The 19,093-nt window shown below is 69.2% G+C and carries 24 protein-coding genes; 8 read left to right on the forward strand and 16 right to left on the reverse strand.

From position 1 onward, the window contains the following. Nucleotides 1-58: 58 nt before the first annotated feature. Both ACH4YP_RS19055 and ACH4YP_RS19060 read right to left on the reverse strand, forming a co-directional pair. A complete protein-coding gene (locus tag ACH4YP_RS19055; RefSeq protein WP_398491298.1) occupies nucleotides 59-859 on the reverse strand; it encodes an HAD family hydrolase in 801 nt (266 codons plus the stop codon). Next, entirely contained in the window at nucleotides 808-1,689 is an 882-nt protein-coding gene (locus ACH4YP_RS19060; protein ID WP_398491300.1) for a GntR family transcriptional regulator, read from the reverse strand. Before ACH4YP_RS19060 ends, ACH4YP_RS19055 begins: the two co-directional genes overlap by 52 nt. 176 nt (nucleotides 1,690-1,865) lie before the next feature. On the opposite strand from ACH4YP_RS19060, the gene ACH4YP_RS19065 reads away from it, so the two are divergent. Then, the gene (locus tag ACH4YP_RS19065) at nucleotides 1,866-2,054 is read left to right on the forward strand and encodes a hypothetical protein (protein WP_361058443.1); all 189 of its coding nucleotides are present in this window, start codon (nucleotides 1,866-1,868) and stop codon (nucleotides 2,052-2,054) included. Nucleotides 2,055-2,133: 79 nt separating this feature from the next. On the opposite strand, the gene ACH4YP_RS19070 is transcribed toward ACH4YP_RS19065, so the two are convergent. Continuing rightward, nucleotides 2,134-3,042, reverse strand: coding sequence for a winged helix-turn-helix domain-containing protein (locus ACH4YP_RS19070; protein ID WP_361058445.1), 909 nt, complete (start codon nucleotides 3,040-3,042; stop codon nucleotides 2,134-2,136). A gap of 204 nt (nucleotides 3,043-3,246) precedes the next feature. Here ACH4YP_RS19070 and ACH4YP_RS19075 point away from each other — a divergent pair, with 204 nt between their 5' ends. Further along, on the forward strand, nucleotides 3,247-3,432 hold the full coding sequence (locus ACH4YP_RS19075) for a hypothetical protein (RefSeq protein ID WP_361058447.1): 186 nt from the start codon (nucleotides 3,247-3,249) through the stop codon (nucleotides 3,430-3,432). Nucleotides 3,433-3,672: 240 nt separating this feature from the next. Here ACH4YP_RS19075 and ACH4YP_RS19080 read toward each other — a convergent pair whose 3' ends face one another. Next, the gene (locus tag ACH4YP_RS19080; protein ID WP_398491303.1) at nucleotides 3,673-4,929 is read right to left on the reverse strand and encodes a GNAT family N-acetyltransferase; all 1,257 of its coding nucleotides are present in this window, start codon (nucleotides 4,927-4,929) and stop codon (nucleotides 3,673-3,675) included. 400 nt (nucleotides 4,930-5,329) lie between these two features. Beyond that, complete coding sequence (locus ACH4YP_RS19085; protein WP_398491305.1) at nucleotides 5,330-6,022, reverse strand: AmfC protein; 693 nt, start codon at nucleotides 6,020-6,022, stop codon at nucleotides 5,330-5,332. A gap of 183 nt (nucleotides 6,023-6,205) precedes the next feature. Here ACH4YP_RS19085 and dtd point away from each other — a divergent pair, with 183 nt between their 5' ends. Further along, entirely contained in the window at nucleotides 6,206-6,631 is a 426-nt protein-coding gene (dtd, locus tag ACH4YP_RS19090) for a D-aminoacyl-tRNA deacylase (RefSeq protein ID WP_398491307.1), read from the forward strand. 7 nt (nucleotides 6,632-6,638) lie between these two features. Here dtd and ACH4YP_RS19095 read toward each other — a convergent pair whose 3' ends face one another. The 3 genes from ACH4YP_RS19095 to ACH4YP_RS19105 form a co-directional block, all read right to left on the reverse strand. Then, nucleotides 6,639-7,613, reverse strand: a complete 975-nt coding sequence (locus tag ACH4YP_RS19095) for a folate-binding protein (RefSeq protein WP_361072843.1) — start codon at nucleotides 7,611-7,613, stop codon at nucleotides 6,639-6,641. Nucleotides 7,614-7,699: 86 nt separating this feature from the next. Continuing rightward, entirely contained in the window at nucleotides 7,700-8,155 is a 456-nt protein-coding gene (locus ACH4YP_RS19100) for a Fur family transcriptional regulator (RefSeq protein WP_398491309.1), read from the reverse strand. Between the two features lie 27 nt (nucleotides 8,156-8,182). Then, nucleotides 8,183-8,758: an FABP family protein gene (locus ACH4YP_RS19105; RefSeq protein ID WP_361072837.1), complete on the reverse strand. Its 576-nt coding sequence runs from the start codon at nucleotides 8,756-8,758 to the stop codon at nucleotides 8,183-8,185. A 233-nt stretch (nucleotides 8,759-8,991) separates the two neighbouring features. Here ACH4YP_RS19105 and ACH4YP_RS19110 point away from each other — a divergent pair, with 233 nt between their 5' ends. Continuing rightward, nucleotides 8,992-9,354, forward strand: a complete 363-nt coding sequence (locus tag ACH4YP_RS19110) for a DsrE family protein (RefSeq protein ID WP_361072834.1) — start codon at nucleotides 8,992-8,994, stop codon at nucleotides 9,352-9,354. Between the two features lie 44 nt (nucleotides 9,355-9,398). Here the strand turns inward: ACH4YP_RS19110 and ACH4YP_RS19115 are convergent, their stop codons facing one another. The 8 genes from ACH4YP_RS19115 to ACH4YP_RS19150 all read right to left on the reverse strand — a co-directional run bounded on the left by ACH4YP_RS19115 (nucleotide 9,399) and on the right by ACH4YP_RS19150 (nucleotide 15,138). After that, entirely contained in the window at nucleotides 9,399-9,659 is a 261-nt protein-coding gene (locus tag ACH4YP_RS19115) for a DUF3099 domain-containing protein (RefSeq protein ID WP_361072831.1), read from the reverse strand. A gap of 156 nt (nucleotides 9,660-9,815) precedes the next feature. After that, a complete protein-coding gene (locus tag ACH4YP_RS19120; protein WP_055617549.1) occupies nucleotides 9,816-10,103 on the reverse strand; it encodes a DUF1416 domain-containing protein in 288 nt (95 codons plus the stop codon). A gap of 44 nt (nucleotides 10,104-10,147) precedes the next feature. Then, nucleotides 10,148-10,987, reverse strand: a complete 840-nt coding sequence (locus tag ACH4YP_RS19125; protein ID WP_361072828.1) for a sulfurtransferase — start codon at nucleotides 10,985-10,987, stop codon at nucleotides 10,148-10,150. A 157-nt stretch (nucleotides 10,988-11,144) separates the two neighbouring features. Then, nucleotides 11,145-11,225, reverse strand: coding sequence for a putative leader peptide (locus ACH4YP_RS19130; RefSeq protein ID WP_350310325.1), 81 nt, complete (start codon nucleotides 11,223-11,225; stop codon nucleotides 11,145-11,147). A gap of 236 nt (nucleotides 11,226-11,461) precedes the next feature. Then, nucleotides 11,462-12,229 (reverse strand): DUF2993 domain-containing protein, encoded by a 768-nt coding sequence (locus tag ACH4YP_RS19135; RefSeq protein WP_398491313.1) that lies wholly within the window; start codon nucleotides 12,227-12,229, stop codon nucleotides 11,462-11,464. A gap of 332 nt (nucleotides 12,230-12,561) precedes the next feature. Beyond that, nucleotides 12,562-13,866 carry a hypothetical protein gene (locus ACH4YP_RS19140; RefSeq protein ID WP_398491315.1) on the reverse strand — a complete coding sequence of 435 codons (1,305 nt, stop codon included), beginning with the start codon at nucleotides 13,864-13,866 and terminating at the stop codon, nucleotides 12,562-12,564. Nucleotides 13,867-13,873: 7 nt separating this feature from the next. After that, a complete protein-coding gene (locus ACH4YP_RS19145; RefSeq protein ID WP_143639489.1) occupies nucleotides 13,874-14,128 on the reverse strand; it encodes a MoaD/ThiS family protein in 255 nt (84 codons plus the stop codon). A 116-nt stretch (nucleotides 14,129-14,244) separates the two neighbouring features. Continuing rightward, a complete protein-coding gene (locus ACH4YP_RS19150; protein ID WP_398491317.1) occupies nucleotides 14,245-15,138 on the reverse strand; it encodes an alpha/beta hydrolase in 894 nt (297 codons plus the stop codon). A gap of 277 nt (nucleotides 15,139-15,415) precedes the next feature. Here ACH4YP_RS19150 and ACH4YP_RS19155 point away from each other — a divergent pair, with 277 nt between their 5' ends. From ACH4YP_RS19155 to ACH4YP_RS19170, 4 genes are all read left to right on the forward strand, one after another. Continuing rightward, the gene (locus ACH4YP_RS19155) at nucleotides 15,416-16,246 is read left to right on the forward strand and encodes a response regulator transcription factor (RefSeq protein ID WP_361064441.1); all 831 of its coding nucleotides are present in this window, start codon (nucleotides 15,416-15,418) and stop codon (nucleotides 16,244-16,246) included. Nucleotides 16,247-16,269: 23 nt separating this feature from the next. Further along, the gene (locus ACH4YP_RS19160) at nucleotides 16,270-17,292 is read left to right on the forward strand and encodes a LacI family DNA-binding transcriptional regulator (protein WP_361064438.1); all 1,023 of its coding nucleotides are present in this window, start codon (nucleotides 16,270-16,272) and stop codon (nucleotides 17,290-17,292) included. A gap of 288 nt (nucleotides 17,293-17,580) precedes the next feature. Beyond that, a complete protein-coding gene (locus ACH4YP_RS19165; RefSeq protein ID WP_398491320.1) occupies nucleotides 17,581-18,714 on the forward strand; it encodes a S1C family serine protease in 1,134 nt (377 codons plus the stop codon). 69 nt (nucleotides 18,715-18,783) lie between these two features. Then, entirely contained in the window at nucleotides 18,784-18,969 is a 186-nt protein-coding gene (locus ACH4YP_RS19170; RefSeq protein ID WP_361064432.1) for a hypothetical protein, read from the forward strand. The last annotated feature ends 124 nt before the right edge of the window (nucleotides 18,970-19,093 follow it).

Consider the following 19,093-nt stretch of genomic DNA (forward strand, 5'->3'; position numbering starts at 1 on the left):
GAGCCGACTTGGTTACCAACTTAGCAGAACTCGTGAAGAGTCCACCTCCACTTGCACTTCACCCGCGGAAGCCCACCTCACCTCGGACTATGTGCAGAACCGGCTCCAGCGAGCTCACCACGACTTCCGCTCCCGTCGATCTCAGCTCCCTCTCCCTTTCGGCGTCGCGCGCGTAGCCAAGAAGAGGGACACCGGCCTGTCGGGCGGCATGAAAGTCCGTGGGAGTGTCGCCGATCATGAGGGCGTCATGCGGGGCGGCGCCCATGGCTTTCAGGGCTCGGACGAGGCAGTAGGGGTCGGGCTTGAGCCGGTGGAGTTCCTTGGTGCGGCCGTAGATGTTGGGCGCGAAGCAACCGATGAGGCCTCGGCTCTCCAGGTAACTGGCCACCGTACGGGCCGAGTTGTTGGTCGCTATCGCCAGCCGGGCGCCCACCGCGCTCCAGGTCCGGATCAGTGGGTCCGCGAACTCGGTGGGCCAGGCGGAGGGGGCCGCCTTGAGTTCCAGCTGCGTGAGGCGTTCCTCCAGTTCGACCACCAGGTCGCTGTGCGGATGGCGGCGGTTGACCGCGTACAGGACCGCCATCGGGTCGGGATGAACGCGCTCCTCCTCGGTGAGCAGTCCGCGGAGGCCCTGGCGTTCGAGCCACTCCACCAGGTCCTTGGCCATGGTCTCCGCCGAGTGCCCCGCGAACAGCCGACAGATCGGCCCGTCGAAGTCGAAGAGGACGAAGCGGGCACGCCTGATCACTTCCTGGAGGTTCGCTGTCTCTGCTGCCACCGGACCAGTCCCCATCGCATCAGGAGTCACTAGGAGAGTGTCAGGTCCGTCGTGATGGTTTCCCAGAGGGTGTCGAACCACTTTTGGGACTGCTCGACGAAGGCGGCGTCGCGTTGGCCTGCTCTTTGCTCGAAGGAGAACAAGAGGGAGGTGGAGCCCAGGACGTCGTACATGTCGAGTGCGCAGCTGTCGCCGGCCTCCTCCTCCCGCCTGGTGATCATGTAGTACGCGATCAGCGCTTCCACGCCGTTGAGCAGGTACAGCTTCACCGGTGGGGTGAAGGGGAGGGCCCGGAAGGTCACGTTGACGTCGATGCCGTGGGAGGAGCGCAGCGCCTTGAGGTTGTGACGCAGGACGTGGCCCTGCGCGTTGCGCATCTCAAGCCAGCGCTGGTGGACCGGATCCTCGGCGCCCTGCGCATCGACGGAGACGGGGAAGGCGAGGTTGATGTCACGGGAGGGCAGCAGGATGCGGACGTCGATCGACTCGGGGCGGAGCTTGCTCTCGTGGATCAGGCGGACCGGTTCAGCCAGGGCCAGCATCAGGGTCTCGGCGGTGAGGCACGCGGCGTCCACCCGGACATGCGGAACGGCGAAGGCCTCGACCAACTGCGGTGCCAACCCGACCATCGTCGGCTGAGGTTCGTCCCGCGCAGGGGTCACGTCCGCGATACGCGGGGGACTGCCCTTGCTGACGCTGCCGAGCAGGCCCTCGTCCTGGAGTGCCCGAAGGGCCAAGCGGATCGTGCCGCGATCCACGCCGAACTCCTCGGCGAGCTGGGCCTGGGTGGGCAGGCGGTCGCCGGAGCGCAGGTCACCCGCGCGGATGCGGTCCCGCAGGATGTCGGCGATCTCCTGCGGCGAGAGCTTTCTGCTGCCGCTCACTGCCACGTTCTCCTGGGTCACGAGCAAACGCTACAACTGCGCTCCAGCTCAGGGGAGTTGTTTGAAAGTTGTTTTGAAGTAGGGACCAACTGGGGATAACTTAGTCAGAGTTGGCAACCAACTCCGAGAAGATGGCGGAAGGTTTGCCTCCACTCGCAAGTAGTTGGCAGCACCACCCCGAAAGACCCGAAGGAGGATCCACCATGCCCGTCCTAGCCTTCCTCTCCGCCGTCTTCGTCGTCACCTTCGAGCAGCTCGTCCAGTGGCGTTACGGTCCCAGCGGCGTCGTCGGGCTGCTGCTGCTCACCATCGGCATCAAGGCGAAGAGCCCGACCTGCAGCTCGATCGGCGCCGTCGTCCTCGCCCTCATGGTCTCCGGGCCAGCCCTGTGACCCGTACGAACCGCGCGACCCGCACGACCCGCGAGGACGAAGAACCACCCGAAGATCAGGTACCCGTCCGTGGGAGACCTCAGCCCGTGAGCACAAGCTCCGAGCTGATGGTCTCCCACAGTGCGTTGAACCACAGATGGGACTGCTCGACGAACGTCGTGTCCCGCAGGCCGTCGCCCTGCTCGAAGGGGAACAGCATGGACTGGGTCCCCTCCGCGTCGTACATCTCCAGGTACTCGTGGTCGATCTCCTCGCCGCGCCGCGTCAGCGTGTAGTACGCGAAGAGCGACTCCGCGCCGTTGAGCAGGTAGAGCTTCACGGGCGGGGTGAACGGCAGGGCGCGGAAGGTGATGTGTACGTCGATGCCGTGCGTGGCCCGTAACGCCAGCAGGTTGTGCTTGAGGACCTGGCCCTGCGCGTTGCGGTGGGCCAGCCAGCGGCGCTGCAGCCGGTCGTCGACCGTGTCGTCCACCGGCGCCGGGAAGGCGAGGTCGATGTCGCTCGACGGCAGGAGCACCCGGACGTCGACCCTGGCCGGTTTTAGTCGGCCCTCGTGGATGAGGCGCAGCGGCTCACCCATCGCGAGAGTGAGGGAGACCGCCGTCAGACACAGGGCGTCGATCTCCACGTGAGGCTCCGAGAAGGCGGCCGTGATCCGCGACGCGAGCGCCACCATGGTGGGCTGCGGCGGGGCTCCGGGCCCGGTCAGAGCCGGTCCCACGTCCTGCGCGACGGTCGCCGGGCTCCCTTTGGACACGTTGGACAGCAGGTGTTCCGACTGGAGGACGCGCAGCGCCTGGCGCACGGCACCCCGCTCGACGCCGAACTCGTCGGCCAGCTGAGCCTGTGTGGGCATGCGCTGTCCAGGCCGCAGCTCACCGGACCTGATCCGGGTGCGCAGCTCGTCGGCCACCTCGCGGTGTGACCGCTGTGGCTGTTGTGACCTCTTCCGCCCATTGACGGCGACGTGTTCCGGGTCCACAACCAAACACTACAACTTCGCGCCATCTTTGGGCAGTTGTTGAGAAGGTGGTTATGAGACGTGTCCAAGCGGAGATAACTTCAGTGAAGTTGGTAACCAACTTACGGAACATGGTCAAACTTCCGAGGGGTTGGCTGCCAGAGTCGCAAATGTCGACCAGGTGGACGGTCCCAGCGGGGGTCCGCCTCCCCGTCCCGAAGGAGGGACCGCATGCCGCTCGTCGCCATCATCGTCGCCGCCCTCGCCATCGGTTTCGAGCAGTTGATCCAGGTGAAGTTCGGGGCGATGGGCGTCATCGCCTTCGTCGCCCTCGCCGTCGGAATCAAGGCCAAGAACTCCATGATCGGCGGCCTCGGGGCCGTCATCCTCGTGATGCTGCTCGCCCAGTCCGGCTGATCGGGCGCCACCCGTCCGGCAGTCCGGCCGACCGGGCTCCCTTCCGGAGGGGAGCCGGGAGCCCGGTCGGTCCGCACCATCGCGGTTCGATCGTTGATCTCCGGATCGACGACCGAACCGCCGCACAACAACTGAACAGCTACGGATCACAACTGAATAGCCACGAACAAACGGAGGAGAAGCCGCAGACGCGGACCACCGACACGGAACGGAGCACCAGGAACAGCCGATTCAGAAGAATCAGAAGATGTCCGGGCACCACGGTCGCCTGGACGTGCGCAGCAGGGCGTCGGCCAAGGAGGCGGCGCCCGCTCGTTCTTCCCGCACCCGCCCCAGCGCCGCGAGCCGCACCGCCGACTCGTCCCCCAGCCACAGCGACCCCAACTCACCCACATCCAGCGTGAGTTCGACGTCCTCCGTGCTCCGCGCACAACTCGCGCCCGCCTCCGAGGCGTCCAGCCGGTACCGGCCCCCGCACAGCCCTCCCCGGTCGACGACCTCCAGGACGAGCGTCCCCGTCGCCCCGTACGTACGCGCTTCCAGCGCCGCCACGACATCCAGGATCCGCACCCACAGCAGGTCGGCCTGCGTGAGGATGCGCGCCGCGCGCGGATCCGGCAGCAGCTGCGGCAGCAGGTCGTCCGGCGCCCGCCACCCCGTCCTGACCTTCGTGACCCAGTCGATCGAGCACACGTACCGCCACAGGGCGCGCTCCGCCGCCGGCGTGACCGCGATCATGTCCTTGACCTTCGCGGTCTCCAGCGGCTGCTTCACGTCCCCCCAGTGGTCGTCCACGGTGTACGTGAGCAGCCCCTCGACCTCCCCTTCCGCGTTGCGGTACACGGCGTGGAACGGCTCGGTCCACGATGCCGGGTCGAGCACCAGCGCGCCCGTACGGACCTGCCACCACCGCTCGTCGCGGTCGACCACGCCCGGCTGCGCCCGCCGGAGCCGCTCGTGGAGCTCCGGTCCGGTCTTGCGTACGTCGTCGCCGTCCACGAGGTCGATACGGCCGCCGTCGTCCGGGCCCGACCAGCGGGCGTCGAGCCCCGCCCTCGGCACCTCGATCGTCCACTCGGCGGTCGTCGTGGCCACACCGAATCCGTACCGGCCGTAGATCGGGTACTCCGCGGCGATCAGCGTCGCCACGGTGTCGCCCCGCTCCTTCGCGGCCGCCAGGTCCTTGGCCATCATCCGGGTGAGGATGCCTCGGCGGCGGTGGGTCGAGGTGACGGTCACGTTCGAGATCGCGTCGGCCGGTACGGGGGCGCCGCCTACGGCCGTGATCTCCTGCGCGAACGAGCGGAACGTGCCCACGCATCTGGTGCCGTCGAACGCGCCCAGTGTTCGCTCGGGGACGATGTATGTACCGCGATCCCTCACGTCTGCGTCCGACACGGTCGGGGGGAGCTGGAATCCCGTGTTCAGCGCGCGGATCCACTCTCGGGTCTCGTCCTCGCGGATGGGGCGTATGTCGATGTCCTGACGCGGGCTCATGCCGTCACGCTAGGCATACGTGGCGAGGGGTGTCGCGTCGTTTTCCCCCCGGGGGTGGGTGGGCAACCGGGGCAGATTGGTAAGTGCGGGCCCACCGTGGTTGCCCGCGCAGTTCCCCGCGCCCCCAAAGGGGCGCAACCCCCCTGACGGGGCACGGGTGGTCCAGCGGGCCGGCGGGGACGTGGCGGGATGTGTGTCCGCAGCGTACGAGGACACGAGCGAGCGGTCACCGTGCGGCAACCGCGCCTTACGTCACCGGCTGCGGACACACGTCCCGACACGGCCCCGCACCCCCGCAGAACAGCCGCACCCCCAACCACCCAGGGGCGCGGGGAACTGCGCAATCCTTCACCCAACCCAGCCACCACGCAGCCGCACCCACAAACGCACCCCGCAGACGTCACATCAGCAAGTCGTCCACCTGCGCCTCGCCCTCGCGATAGCGACGAGCGATCTCCGCACTGCAGTCGTCCGCAGTCCGCTGCAACTCCTGCCTCCGCCGAGAAACCTGCTGCTCGTACCGCACGAGCCGCCCCATCGCCGCGTTGAGCTCCAGATCCGTACGCGCATCGAGGTCGGACAGCTCGACCTCGGCGAGCATGTCCGAGGCGAGCCGCCGGAACTCCTCGCTGTGGGGCGTACCCACGGTCACGTGCCGCGCGGAGGACCGCTGCCGCGCCGGCGCGTCCGTGAGGATCTCCGACAGCCGCTCGACGACGGACGCCGAAGCCGCGATCCGCGCCTCGCGCCCCCGCCGCGGAGCCCCCCGCCGCCCCAACTCGGCGCGCAGGATGTCGATCCGCCCCTGCAGCAGCCGCCTCACATAGCTCAGATCGGCCTCGTCCCGCTGCGCGTCCCTCCGCAGGGTGCGCAGTTCGGGCAGCCGCAGGACGCCCAGCTCGGGCTCGGGGGCCGACTCAGGCATGGGGCTGTCCGTACGCTGGGTGGGCGGACGCGCCGCGACCGGGCGCGCTGACGACAACGGCGAAGACTGCGGCAGGGCCGCTGTCCGCGACGGCGGTGGCGATGACGGCGGCTCCCCCCGAATCAGCGATACGACCCCGGGTGACTGCCCCGTACTCGGTGTGCTCATGTGCCTCAACCGTCCCCTCGACCGGCGCGTGTGAGCATCGTGCCACCCCAAGTGGCCGCTATGTGACCGAGTGCCCCCGATCGGCCCCAGATGGGGGGTTAAGGATCAATAAGAAAGCCCCGTACGGACGTCGGCGCGGAGGCCGGCACCGACGTCAATCCGCCGCACGGCATGATGGTCCGTATGCGTGCGGTGGTGCAGAGAGTGGACGGCGCGAGCGTCGTCGTCGAGGGTGAGACCGTCGGGGAGATCGAGGGCGAGGGCCTGTGCGTCCTGGTCGGGGTGACCCACGAGGACACCAAGGAGAAGGCGGCCCAACTGGCCCGCAAACTCTGGTCGGTCCGCATGCTGGCCGACGAGAGGTCGTGCTCGGACATCGACGCCCCGCTGCTCGTCATCAGCCAGTTCACGCTCTACGGAGACGCCCGCAAGGGCCGCCGCCCCACCTGGAACGCGGCCGCCCCCGGCGACGTCGCTGAGCCCCTCGTGGACGAGGTCGTCGCCCAGCTCCGTTCGCTGGGCGCGACGGTGGCGACGGGCCGCTTCGGCGCACAGATGCGCGTCTCCCTGACGAACGACGGCCCGTTCACGGTCCTGCTGGAGATGTAGGCGGGCCCTACGGCTCGACCACGACCTCCTGCGCCGCGGCCGTCGTGTCGGCCAGCAGCCGCGCGTCCAGCGGTACGTTCCGCTTCACGAGCCCCAGGGCGATCGGCCCGAGCTCGTGATGGCGTACGGCCGTCGTCACGAAACCGATCTTGCGCCCGTCGGGCCCCTCGTCCGCGAGCCGGAGCTCCGCGCCGTGCGGCGGCAGATGGACCTCGCTGCCGTCCAGGTGCAGGAAGACGAGCCGGCGCGGGGGCTTGCCCAGGTTCTGGACGCGGGCGACGGTCTCCTGCCCGCGGTAGCAGCCCTTCTGCAGATGCACCGCGCTGCCGATCCAGCCCAGCTCGTGCGGGATGGTCCGGTGGTCGGTCTCGAAACCGATCCGCGGCTGGTGGTGCTCGACACGCAGCGCCTCGTACGCGAGCAGCCCGACCGGCGGACCGTGCTTGTCGACGTCGGCCGCGTACGACTCCAGGTCCGTACGCGGCAGGAACAGATCACGCCCGTACGGCGTCTCGCGGACGACGACGCCGTCGGGGACCTCGGCGATGGAGCCGGCGGGCAGGTGGACGACCGCGAACTCGGCCGTGCTGTCGGCGACTTCGACGCGGTAGAAGAACTTCATCGACTCCAGGTACGCGATCAGCGCGTCCTGGCTGTCGGGCTCCACGTGGGCCCAGGTGGTCGTCCCGTCGTCGACGAGATACAGCGCGTGCTCGATGTGGCCGTGCGCGGAGAGGATCAGCGCCTCGGTGGCGCGGCCCGCCGGGAGGTCGCTGACGTGCTGGGTGAGCAGCAGGTGCAGCCAGGTGAGCCGGTCGTCGCCGGTGACGGTGACCACGCCGCGGTGCGAGAGGTCCACGAAACCGGTGCCGTCGGCGAAGGCACGCTGTTCTCGGAACAGGTCCCCGTAGTGGGCGGCGACACCTTCGTCCACACCCTCGGCGGGCACGGCACCGGGCAGGGACAGCAGAGGGCTCTTCATATCCACACAGCCTACGACCGAGTGGACGCGCTTTTTATTTCCGCGGGGAGCGGCCTCCCACTTGCCGCCGAGAGCCACGCCGCCGCCTACTCCGCCTTCGCGGCCTTCTTCGCCGCGCAGTCCTCGCAACGGCCGAAGATCGCGAAGTGCTTCAAGTCGGTGGAGAAGCCGAACGTCTCGCGGAGCTTGGCGGTGAAGTCGGCGGCGATCTCGACGTCCGCCTCGATGACGTTCGTGCAGTCGCGGCAGACCAGGTGGAGATGGTGGTGCCGGTCCGCGAGGTGGTACGTGGGCGCCCCGTGCCCGAGATGCGCGTGCGAGACGAGCCCCAGCTCCTCCAGGAGCTCCAGGGTCCGGTACACCGTGGAGATGTTGACTCCCGACGCCGTCCTCCTCACCTCGATGAGGATGTCGTCGGGGGTCGCGTGCTCCAGGGTGTCCACGGCTTCGAGGACAAGCTGGCGCTGGGGCGTCAGCCGGTAACCGCGCTGCCGCAGATCGCTCTTCCAGTCAGTGCCTTCGGTGCTTCCAGTGCTCACCACACCGAAAGTCTAGAACTACTTGTAGAACTACTTGAAGAAAGCGATCCCGTCGTCCGGCATGTCGTCCGGCAGGGCCTTGGCCCAGCGCTCCACGTCGTCCGGGCTGACGACCTTCTTGAGCTGGGCCGACATGTACGGGCGGAGCGGAACCTCGGGGGTCTGCTTCTCGCCGACCCACATGAGATCGCTCTTCACATAGCCGTACAGACGCTTGCCGCCGTTGTACGGGCCCGAGGCGGCCGTACGGGCGACCGCGTCCGTGACCAGGTCGATCTGGGGCTTCTTGTCGGCCAGCTCGCCGTACCAGATCTCGACGACGCCGTCGTCGCGGACCATCACGACCTCGACCTTGCGGTTCTGGTCGATCCGCCAGAAGCCGGACTCGGACTCCAGCGCGCGCACCTTGTTGCCCTCGGAGTCGAGGACCCAGGTGTGCGAGTGGTACTCCAGGAAGTCCCGCCCGTCGTGGGTGAAGCTGACTTCCTGGCCGAAGTTGCACTTCTCGTCGCCAGGGAAGTCATGGACGCCCGCGCCGGTCCAGTCGCCGAGCAGGAAGACGAGGGGGACGAGGTCCTTGTGCAGGTCGGACGGGATCTCGATCATGAGGTCGGCAGTTCCTTGATGGGGGTCAGCGCTGGCCCTGGTACAGCTTCTTCACGGCCAGCCCGGTGAAGGCGAGAACGCCGACGCAGACCAGGACCAGCAGGGCTTCGAAGAAGTACTCAAGCACGGGGTGCTCCTCGGGGGTGACGCGGTGGTTGGGCGTTGCAGAGCCGCTCCCACTGTAGTCGGGCGTGGACCGGAGCTCTCTCCGAGGTAGGCCCTACGATTCGGCCATGGCGAAGAAGCTCGTGATCAAGGTGACGGCGGGGGCCGATGCTCCCGAACGCTGTTCGCAGGCGTTCACGGTGGCGGCGGTCGCCGTGGCCAGCGGGGTGGACGTGTCGCTGTGGCTGACGGGCGAGTCCGCGTGGTTCGCGCTGCCGGGCCGGGCCGCCGAGTTCGAGCTGCCGCACGCGGCCCCGCTCCCCGACCTGCTCGACTCGATCCTGGCCGGCGGCCGCCTCACCCTCTGCACACAGTGCGCCGCCCGCCGCGACATCACGGAGAAGGACGTCATCAAGGGCGTACGGATCGCGGGCGCGCAGGTCTTCGTCCAGGAGGCACTGGCGGACGAGACCCAGGCGCTCGTCTACTGACCCGGGACCCAGGACCGGGGACCGGGGACCGGCACCGGAACGGGTCACTGGCGGCGCTTCTTGCCGTCCAGTTCGTCCCACCAGTCGTCGGACTTGGGGTCGCCGGACGGGTCGTCCCACCAGCGGTCGTCGGGGCCTCGCCGGTTGGCCGCCATCGCCGCGAGCGGGGGAATCACCATGGCCACGACGCACATGCCGACGGCCACGGGCACCGACCAGAGCCGCACGACCGCCCAGGCCAGCACGAACAGCCCGATGCACGTCCCCATCATGGCGAAATACACGTGACGTCGTCGTGCGTACATACGTCCAGCGTAGGTCCGCGGTGACTCGAACGTTCGGTCCGCGGGCAAGCCGAAGGGCCGCACCCCTTTACCGGAAAGCGTCCAACCCCCGGGGGTGCGGCCCTTCGGCCGTTTATACGGTGTCCGCCGTCAGGTGGTTCAGACGGTCGAGACGATTCAGACGGTGATGGCCACCTCGGCCAGGCCGCCGGTCTGGGCGACGACCGTGCGGTCGGCCGTGCCGCCGGGAACGAGGGCGCGGACGGTCCAGGTGCCCTCGGCCGCGTAGAAGCGGAACTGTCCGGTCGCCGAGGTCGGGACCTCGGCGGTGAACTCGCCGGTCGAGTCCAGGAGGCGGACATAGCCCACCACCGGCTCGCCGTCCTTGGTCACCTGCCCCTGGATGGTGGTCTCACCGGGCTTGATCGTCGAGGCGTCCGGGCCGCCGGCCTTCGCTCCACACATGTTTCGTTTCCGTCCTTCAGTCCTTCAGGCCTTGGGTTCTTTGGTTACTTGTTGGCGCCGAGCTCGATCGGCACACCGACGAGGGAGCCGTACTCGGTCCACGAGCCGTCGTAGTTCTTGACGTTCTCGACGCCGAGCAGCTCGTGCAGCACGAACCAGGTGAGCGCGGAACGCTCACCGATACGGCAGTACGCGATGGTGTCCTTGGCGAGGTCGACCTGCTCCTCGGCGTAGAGCTCCTTGAGCTCGTCGTCCGACTTGAAGGTGCCGTCGTCGTTGGCGTTCTTCGACCACGGGATGTTGCGCGCGGACGGGACGTGGCCCGGACGCTGCGACTGCTCCTGCGGCAGGTGGGCCGGCGCGAGCAGCTTGCCGCTGAACTCGTCGGGCGAACGGACGTCGACCAGGTTCTGCGAGCCGATGGCCGACACGACGTCGTCGCGGAAGGCGCGGATCGCGGTGTTCTGGGCCTTCGCCTTGTAGTCGGTCGTGGCGCGGGTGGGCACCTCGGCGACCAGGTCGCGGGAGTCGAGCTCCCACTTCTTACGGCCGCCGTCGAGGAGCTTCACGTTCTCGTGGCCGTACAGCTTGAAGTACCAGTAGGCGTAGGACGCGAACCAGTTGTTGTTGCCGCCGTAGAGGACAACCAGGGTGTCGTTGCCGATGCCCTTCTCCGACAGGAGCTTCTCGAAGCCGGCCTGGTCGACGAAGTCACGGCGGACCGGGTCCTGGAGGTCCTTGGTCCAGTCGATCCGGATCGCGTTGCGGATGTGGTTCTTCTCGTACGCGGACGTGTCCTCGTCGACCTCGACGATGGCCACGCTGGGGTCGTCCAGGTGGTCCTGGACCCAGTCGGCGTCTACCAGGACGTCGCTGCGGCTCATGCTCGTTCTCCTCCGGGGCAGTTGCGGCGGGGCGTTGCGTCAGAAAGGGGGTGCGACACGCGCTCGACGATCACGGCTGCGATGGCGTACGCGGCGCAGGGGTGGCCCCGACGAGAGAGGTCGAAGGGCCCGGCTCGCGGAAGTACGGCGCTTCCGCTCAGAAAGTGCGACAGAGCATGGCGGCGACGCGGCACAGGTCTACTGCCCGCCGCTTCGTGAGATCCGCCTGTCGCTTCATGACGTCGATCGTAGGGACGGACAGGCGGGCATGTCACCGGTGTGTCGTATTCTGAGACGCGATCGTCCGCAATGTGGGATGCGAGGGTCGTCCGGCCCGTTTTCCCCCCGCCCCGGAGGGGCTGCGGCCCTCGTCACATCTCTCGCACGGCTGCTGTGCGGACGGGGGTGTCTCGCCTTTCGGACGCTTACTCGTTCGAGTACCCGACCGGTTACTCGCTTGAGTGCCCCCACTCCCTACCCGACCAGGCTGACGTCCGAACCCTTCACCGTGATGTCGACGCCCTTCGGGGCCGCCTCGACCTTGTCGAGCTTGATGCCGCCGGGCAGGCCGTCGATCTGCTGCCGGAAGTCGGTGATCAGGCGGGCCTTGTCCTCGGCGAGCTGGATGCCCAGGTTGGGGAGGGAGTCGGCGTGCACCTCGACGGTGTCGCCCTTGACGCTGACCGAGCTGAGCACGGAGACCGGGCGCGGGAGCTTGGTGCCGAGCACCGTGGCCTCCACCTCGACCTTGATCTTGCCGTTGCCGCCGTCGGAGAGGCCGACGACCTCGGCGGTGACTCCGTTCGTGACGTTCACGGGCTCGGCCTTCGCCGCCTTGAGGAGTTCGTCGTACGAGATCGTCGCCGTGCCGGTCGCCGAGGCGGCCTTCGCGGAGCTGTAGTCGCCGGAGAACGCGACGCCTCGCATCTGGGCGGTGAGGTCGTCGATACGGATCTTGTCCGGGGTGGTGCCCTTGGCGGCGCCCGTGCCGCCGGTGGCGCCGCTCGTGTCGGCCTCGTAGTTCTTGATGCCGACCTCGACCTCGTCCAGTTCGCCGCCGACGACCTGGGTGAGGAAGGGGAAGCCCTTGATCGAGACGCTGGGGGTGGTGGCCAGGCCCTCGTTGGTCTTCAGCCTGTCCGCCGCCTCGTCCTCGGCGAAGCCGACGGCCACTCGGTCGGCGATGATGAAGAGGCCGCCGAGGATGACGGTCACGATCAGAAGTATTCGCAGTGCTCGCATGGTTTTCGTGTTCCCCCACCTTGGCGGTCTCCTGGCGCGAGGGTAACCCTGCCGGTGCCTCCGGCCGGTTGGGCGGGGGGAGTTGTTGATCAGCTGTGACAGGGGTGGCGGCTGGGACCAGGCCTTTTCCTCGCCCCCGCCGCCCCTACCCATTCCCTTCCCTTACTCAGGGGCTTCGCCCCCGAACCCCCAAAAGACTGCGCAGTTCCCCGCGCCCCTTGAAGGGGCGCGGGGAACTGCGCGATCAGGCACATCCGCACCCCACGGGGCCTGGGGCGGAGCCCCAGAGGGACGGGAATGGGTAGGGGCGGCGGGGGCGAGAAACAGCCTCGTCAGGCCAGCGCTCGGCCCAATACGTAGATCGCCGGGGCCGCCGCCGCCAAAGGCAGCGCAACCCCCGCGGTGAAGTGGACGAAGCGGGACGGGTAGTCGTAGCTGGCGACGCGGTGGCCGATCAGGGCGCAGGCGGCGGCGCCCGCGCCGAGGAGCGCACCGGACGGCGTACCGAAGTCGGTCAGCCCGCCCGTCGCGGCCCCCGCCGCCGCCCCCGCACCCAACGCCACAACCACCGAGACCACCGTCGGCAGAGACACCGCACGGGCCAGCACCGCCAACCCGACCGCCACCGCCCCCACAGTCACCGCATCCGGCTCCGCCGCCAAGTACCCCGTCGCGACGATCGCCAGCGCCGCCGAGACGACCGTGGCCATCAGCCCGGACATCCGCTCGTCCGCCGACGCACGGCTGCGCAGCTGGAGGACCAGGGTCAGCAGGACCCAGACGCCGAGCGTGCCGAGGATCGCGGCGGGAGCGTTCTCCCGCCCGGCCGCGAGCAGCGCGACGTCCGAGGTGAGCGCGCCCGCGAAGGCGAGCGCGATGCCCTGCCGGGCGGGCCACATCCCGTTCAGCCGGAACCAGCCCGCCGCGGTCACCGCCTGGAGGATGACGAGCGGTACGACCAGTGCGTACTCCCCGACGGCCGCCGCCCCGGCCATCAGCAGCCCGAGGACCGCCGTCAGCGCGGCCGGCTGCAGGCCGGGCTCGATGATCGGCGAACGCCCCTCCGCACGGGCCCGCTGGGCGGCGGTGAGGCGGGAGTCCCCGGTGACGGTGGCCGGCCCGTACTCAGGCGCGGAGCCGGACGCGGAGGCAGGAGACGGAGCCGGTGCGCCGGGCACACCCGCAGGCGCGGGCGTCTGGCCTCCGTAGCTCTGGTGGCCCTGCGGCCCCTGCGAGCCCGGGTAGCCCTGCGGCTGTCCCCCCTGGCCCTGCTGGTTCCAACCCGCCTCCGCCGGCATCGGCTGCCCCACTACCCCGTACTGACCGCCCTGGGCGCCCTGAGCGCCGTACTGAGCCGCGTACTGCTGCGCCCCCGGCCCGTGCGGCGCCTGCTGCGGGAGGTACGCCGTGTCCGCGGCCGGTGCCGGTGCGGTCGGCGTGATCGGGGGCTGGACCTGGGTCTCCCAGGTCTGGCCCTCCCACTGCTGGGTGTACTGCTGCTGGTCGGGCTCGGCGTCGGCCTCGTACTGCTGCTGGCCGGGCCACCCCGACGGCGGCTGCTGCGGCGGTTGCTGCTGGTAGGGGTCGTAGCCCTCGTACGGCCCGTCCCCGTTCCCCTCGTACGGCTGGTTGCTCATGGTCCCGTCACCCTCCTGCGAACGGCGGGAGCACTTCGACCGTGCCGCCCTCGGCCAGCCGTACCGTCTCATGTCCGCGGGTGCCCACGGGGTCACCGTCGATGAGGAACGAGCATCGCCGCAGGACGCGGACGAGTTCGCCGGGGTGTCGCTCGCGTGCCGCGTCGAGCGCGTCCGCGAGGGTCTCCGCCTCGTACGGCTCCTCGGCGACGCCCGCTGCGGCCTTGGCGGCGGCCCAGTAACGCACCGTGCCCTTTGCCATCTGATTCCTGATTCCTGATTGCTCGATCAACATTCCGGATTCCGGATTGCTCGATCAACCGTCGGTCGGTGAAGTCGGTCGGTGAATGGGTGACAAGCAGACAAGCACCGCCAAGGCTAGCCCTCGGCTGTCGCCGCCCCGGCCGTCCACTGCCCGATGCGGGCCAGCAGCTCGTCGTCCGCCGCGTTCTCCGCGTGGCCCATTCCCGGCTCCAGCCACAGCTCGGCGTGGCCGTCGGAGGCGTCGGCCAGCATCCGGGGGTGGTCCAGCGGGAAGTAGCCGTCCTGCCGGCCGTGGACGATCAGCAACGGCGTGGGCGCGATCAGCGGGACCGACTCCACCGGGGAGGCGGGGACCGGGTCCCACTCGCGGTGGTGGATGCGGGTGCGCAGGCCGTAGCGGCCGACGGCCCGGCCCATCGGGCGGGTTACCAGCCAGTGCAGGCGGCGCATAGAGGCTGTGCCCCGGTAATACCAGCGAGCGGGTGCGCTGACCGAAACCACCGCGTCCGTATGCGCTCCCGTGCGCCCCTCGTGCTCCTCGCCGCCGGCCGAATTGATCGCCGCGTGCCGCAGGACGACCGATCCGCCCATCGAGAAACCGACCGTGGCCACCCGGGTGTGACCGAGTTCTCGTGCCCACTCCACCGCCGCCGCGAGATCGAGCACCTCGCGGTCGCCGACCGTCGAACGCCCGCCGGAGTCGCCGTGGCCCCGGAAGGAGAACGTGACGACCGCCCCGTACTGCGTGAAGGCGGTCGCCGCACGACGTACGTGCAGCCGCTCCAGGTCGCCCGTGAAGCCGTGTGCGACCACGATGGCGAGGTCGCCCGGGACGTCACCGAGGGCGTCGTCCGCGGTGTCGGACGCACCCCTTCCGGGGTCGCACGCGGCATCGATCGTGACCCCGTCGACCGTGCGCAGAAATCTCCGCAGAGGTGGCCGCAGGGTTGTCTCAAGGCGTGGACGAATCAAAGATCGCGTCACATGACCTGCCGGACCTGGGTTCATGTGGGCTATTCTGCTGGGCAGAGGACTCGGGCAGCGAAGCCCCCGGGTCCTTTTGCGCTTTCTGGAGCGTTGTATACGAACGCTGTATACGACTCCCCGGGGAAATATCGCGACACGAAGTGCGATGTCAGAGCGCAATTGCGGCGCCCAGGGGCGCGGGAGCCGCGAGCAGTACGAAGCAGTGCCGCAAACGTCCTCGCAGGGACCGAGGAGGAACCGACGTTATGGGCAAGCAAACCGTGCAAGACCGTGTGACGACCCAGGCAGGTGGGGCGCGATGAGTTCTCTGCTGCTCCTTACCAATGCTCTCCAGCCGTCGACGGAGGTGCTTCCCGCTCTCGGCCTGCTGCTGCACAACGTGCGCGTGGCTCCGGCGGAGGGCCCCGCTCTCGTCGACACCCCTGGTGCCGACGTCATCCTGATCGACGGGCGGCGAGACCTGCCTCAGGTCCGCAGCCTCTGCCAGCTGCTGCGGTCCACCGGGCCCGGCTGTCCGCTCATCCTCGTCGTCACGGAGGGCGGTCTCGCGGCCGTCACCGCCGACTGGGGCATCGACGACGTGCTGCTCGACACCGCCGGTCCGGCGGAGGTCGAGGCACGGCTGCGGCTGGCCATGGGCCGGCAGCAGATCGTCAACGACGACTCCCCCATGGAGATCCGCAACGGCGACCTGTCGGTCGACGAGGCGACCTACTCCGCCAAGCTGAAGGGCCGGGTCCTCGACCTCACCTTCAAGGAGTTCGAGCTCCTGAAGTACCTCGCCCAGCACCCGGGCCGCGTCTTCACGCGCGCCCAGCTCCTCCAGGAGGTCTGGGGCTACGACTACTTCGGTGGCACGCGGACCGTCGACGTCCACGTACGACGGCTGCGGGCGAAGCTCGGGCCCGAGCACGAGTCGCTGATCGGGACCGTCCGCAACGTCGGCTACCGCTTCGTCACGCCGGAGAAGGCGGACCGTGGCGCGGCTGCGGACGAGGCGAAGGCCAAGGCGGCGCGGCCGAAGCCGGAGGACACCGACAATACGGATGAGTCGGCACACCTCGACGCCACCGAGACCGCCGAGGTCACGGTGGAGGCACAGGAGCCCGTACGACCTGCACAGAGGTAGGTCCATCCGCGTAGACTCCGCGCGTGGCCAAGGTGACTCGGGATGACGTAGCACGGCTGGCGGGTACGTCCACCGCCGTCGTCAGCTATGTCATCAACAACGGACCCCGGCCGGTTGCCCCGGCCACGCGCGAGCGTGTCCTCGCCGCGATCAAGGAGCTGTCGTACCGGCCCGACCGGGTCGCCCAGGCCATGGCCTCGCGGCGGACCGACCTCATAGGCCTGATCGTGCCGGACGCGCGCCAGGCCTTCTTCGGGGAGATGGCGCACGCGGTCGAACAGGCCGCGTCCGAGCGCGGAAAAATGGTGCTCGTCGGCAATTCCGACTACGTCGGCGAGCGCGAGGTCCACTATCTGCGGGCCTTCCTCGGTATGCGGGTCTCGGGGCTCATCCTCGTCAGCAATGCGCTGAACGACAACGCGGCCGCCGAGATCGAGGCGTGGGACGCCCGGGTGGTGCTGATGCACGCGCGGCCCGAGGCCATCGACGACGTCGCGGTCGTGACGGACGACATAGGCGGCGCGCAGCTCGCCACACGTCATCTTCTGGAGCACGGTTACGAGTACGTCGCCTGTGTGGGCGGCGTCGCGGAGACCCCCACCGTCGGTGACCCCGTCTCCGACCACATCGAGGGCTGGCGACGTGCGATGCACGAGGCCGGACGGTCGACGGAGGGTCGCGTCTTCGAGGCGCCCTACAACCGGTACGACGCGTACAAGGTGGGGCTTGAGCTGCTGGCCGGGCCGGACCGGCCGCCGGCGATCTTCTGCTCCACGGACGACCAGGCGGTCGGGCTGTTGCGGGCCGCGCGCGAGCTTCGGATAGACGTGCCGGGGGAGTTGGCTGTCGCCGGGTTCGACGACATCAAGGAAGCGGCGTTGACCGATCCGCCGCTGACCACGATCGCGAGCGATCGGTCCGCGATGGCTCGCGCGGCTGTCGATCTCGTTCTCGATGACGGGTTGCGGGTCGCCGGCGCTCGGCGGGAGCGGTTGAAGTTGTTCCCGTCGCAGTTGGTCGTGCGGCGGTCCTGCGGCTGCGGGTAGCTCCGCCGGGCGGGTCGTCGGTTGGCTGCGGGTGTGTGGGGGCTGGTCGCACAGTTCCCCGCGCCCCTGAAAAGACTGCGCCGTTCCCCGCGCCCCTAACAGCAGGCAGTTCTCAGCGCCCCTGAAAGACTGCGCCGCTTGGCCGGGCCGGAGTAGCCGAGCTGCCTCAACCCCTGTTTCGGCGATTTCAGCGGGCTCCGGCGGCTTTATATCGGGCATACGCGGTTCTGTCGGGCTTCTCAGGGAGCACTCAGGGAGCTCTCATGGTCGGGCGTCAGAGTCAGAGTCATGACCGAGAGCTTCCGCCGCAGCGGCGAGTACCCCGAGGGCAACCAGCACCAGTCCGCGTACACGCAGGGCGACGCGCAGCAGTCCGCGTACCCCCAGCAGCCGTACGCCCCCGCGCACTCCGCGAGCTCCTCCTCCGTGAATCCGGAGTGGCCGCCCCCGCCGGCGTACGAGCCGACGCAGCAGGGCGCCGCTCCCACGGCTCTTCTCACCGAGCCCGTCTCCCCCGCTCCCGCCGCTCCCCGTAAGCGCGCCAAGGGTCCGCTGGCGCTGCTGGCCGCCGTGGCGATAGCCGCCGCGGCCGTGGGCGGCGGTACCGCGTACGCCTTCCAGGAACTGACCGGCAGCGACACGGTGGCGACCAGCAGCACGAGCACCAGCGTCGTGCCCACCAGCCAGAAGGGCACCGTCGCCGGGGTCGCCAAGGCGGTCAGCCCGAGCATCGTCGAGATCAGCGCCACCTCGAACGCCGGCCAGTCCACCGGTTCCGGCGTGGTCATCACCAGCGGCGGCGAGATCATCACCAACAACCACGTCGTCTCGGGCGCCTCCGAGATCAAGGTGCAGCTGAGCAACGGCAAGTCGTACGCCGCGAAGGTCGTCGGCACCGACAGCAAGAAGGACCTCGCGCTGATCAAGCTGGAGAACGCGCCGTCCGGTCTGACGGTCGCGACGCTCGGCGACTCCGCGGGCGTCAAGGTCGGTGACCAGGTCGTGGCGATCGGCTCCCCCGAGGGCCTGACCGGCACGGTCACCAGCGGCATCGTCTCCGCCCTCAACCGTGACGTCACCGTCTCCACGGACGAGAGCCAGGGCCAGCAGCAGCAACAGCAGGGCGGCGACGGCAGCGGTCAGTGGCCGTTCCAGTTCGGCGGCCAGGAGTTCAACGGCGACACCGGCTCGTCCACGACCACGTACAAGGCCCTGCAGACCGACGCGTCCCTCAACCCGGGCAACTCCGGCGGCGCGCTGATCGACATGAACGGCAACATCATCGGCATCAACTCCGCGATGTACTCCGCCGCGGACGCCACCTCGTCGAGCGCCGGCAGCGTGGGCCTCGGCTTCGCCATCCCGATCAACACCGTCAAGGCCGACCTGAACACCCTGCGGGCCGGCGGCTCCGACAGCTGACCGTCCGCCCGCCTCCTCCGCCCATCCCCTTCGAGCCACCCCCGCGCACCGACCGACCCGGAGTTCGTCATGAAGATCAGGAACGTCTCCCACACCCTCACCGACGCCGACCCGGCCACGTTCGCCCTGGCCCTCGAAGTGGCGTACGAGCTCCACGCGCCGGCGCCCCGCGCACCCGAGGTGGCCCCCGCCGCCGCTCCGCGCGGCGCCCGCCGGGGTGCCGGGGCCCGAACCGGCCGTACCGTACGAGGCTGATCACCGTACGAGGCTGATCCCGCCGGGCCCACGGGCCCGCAGGCGTTACGAGAACAGCCCTGAGCAGCTCTGAACGTGCGAGGCTGAACGCGCCCCGACCACGTCCCACCACACCCGAGGAACT

Origin of the sequence: Streptomyces sp. NPDC020747 (genome assembly GCF_044334695.1) — a bacterium.
GTDB lineage: Bacteria > Actinomycetota > Actinomycetes > Streptomycetales > Streptomycetaceae > Streptomyces.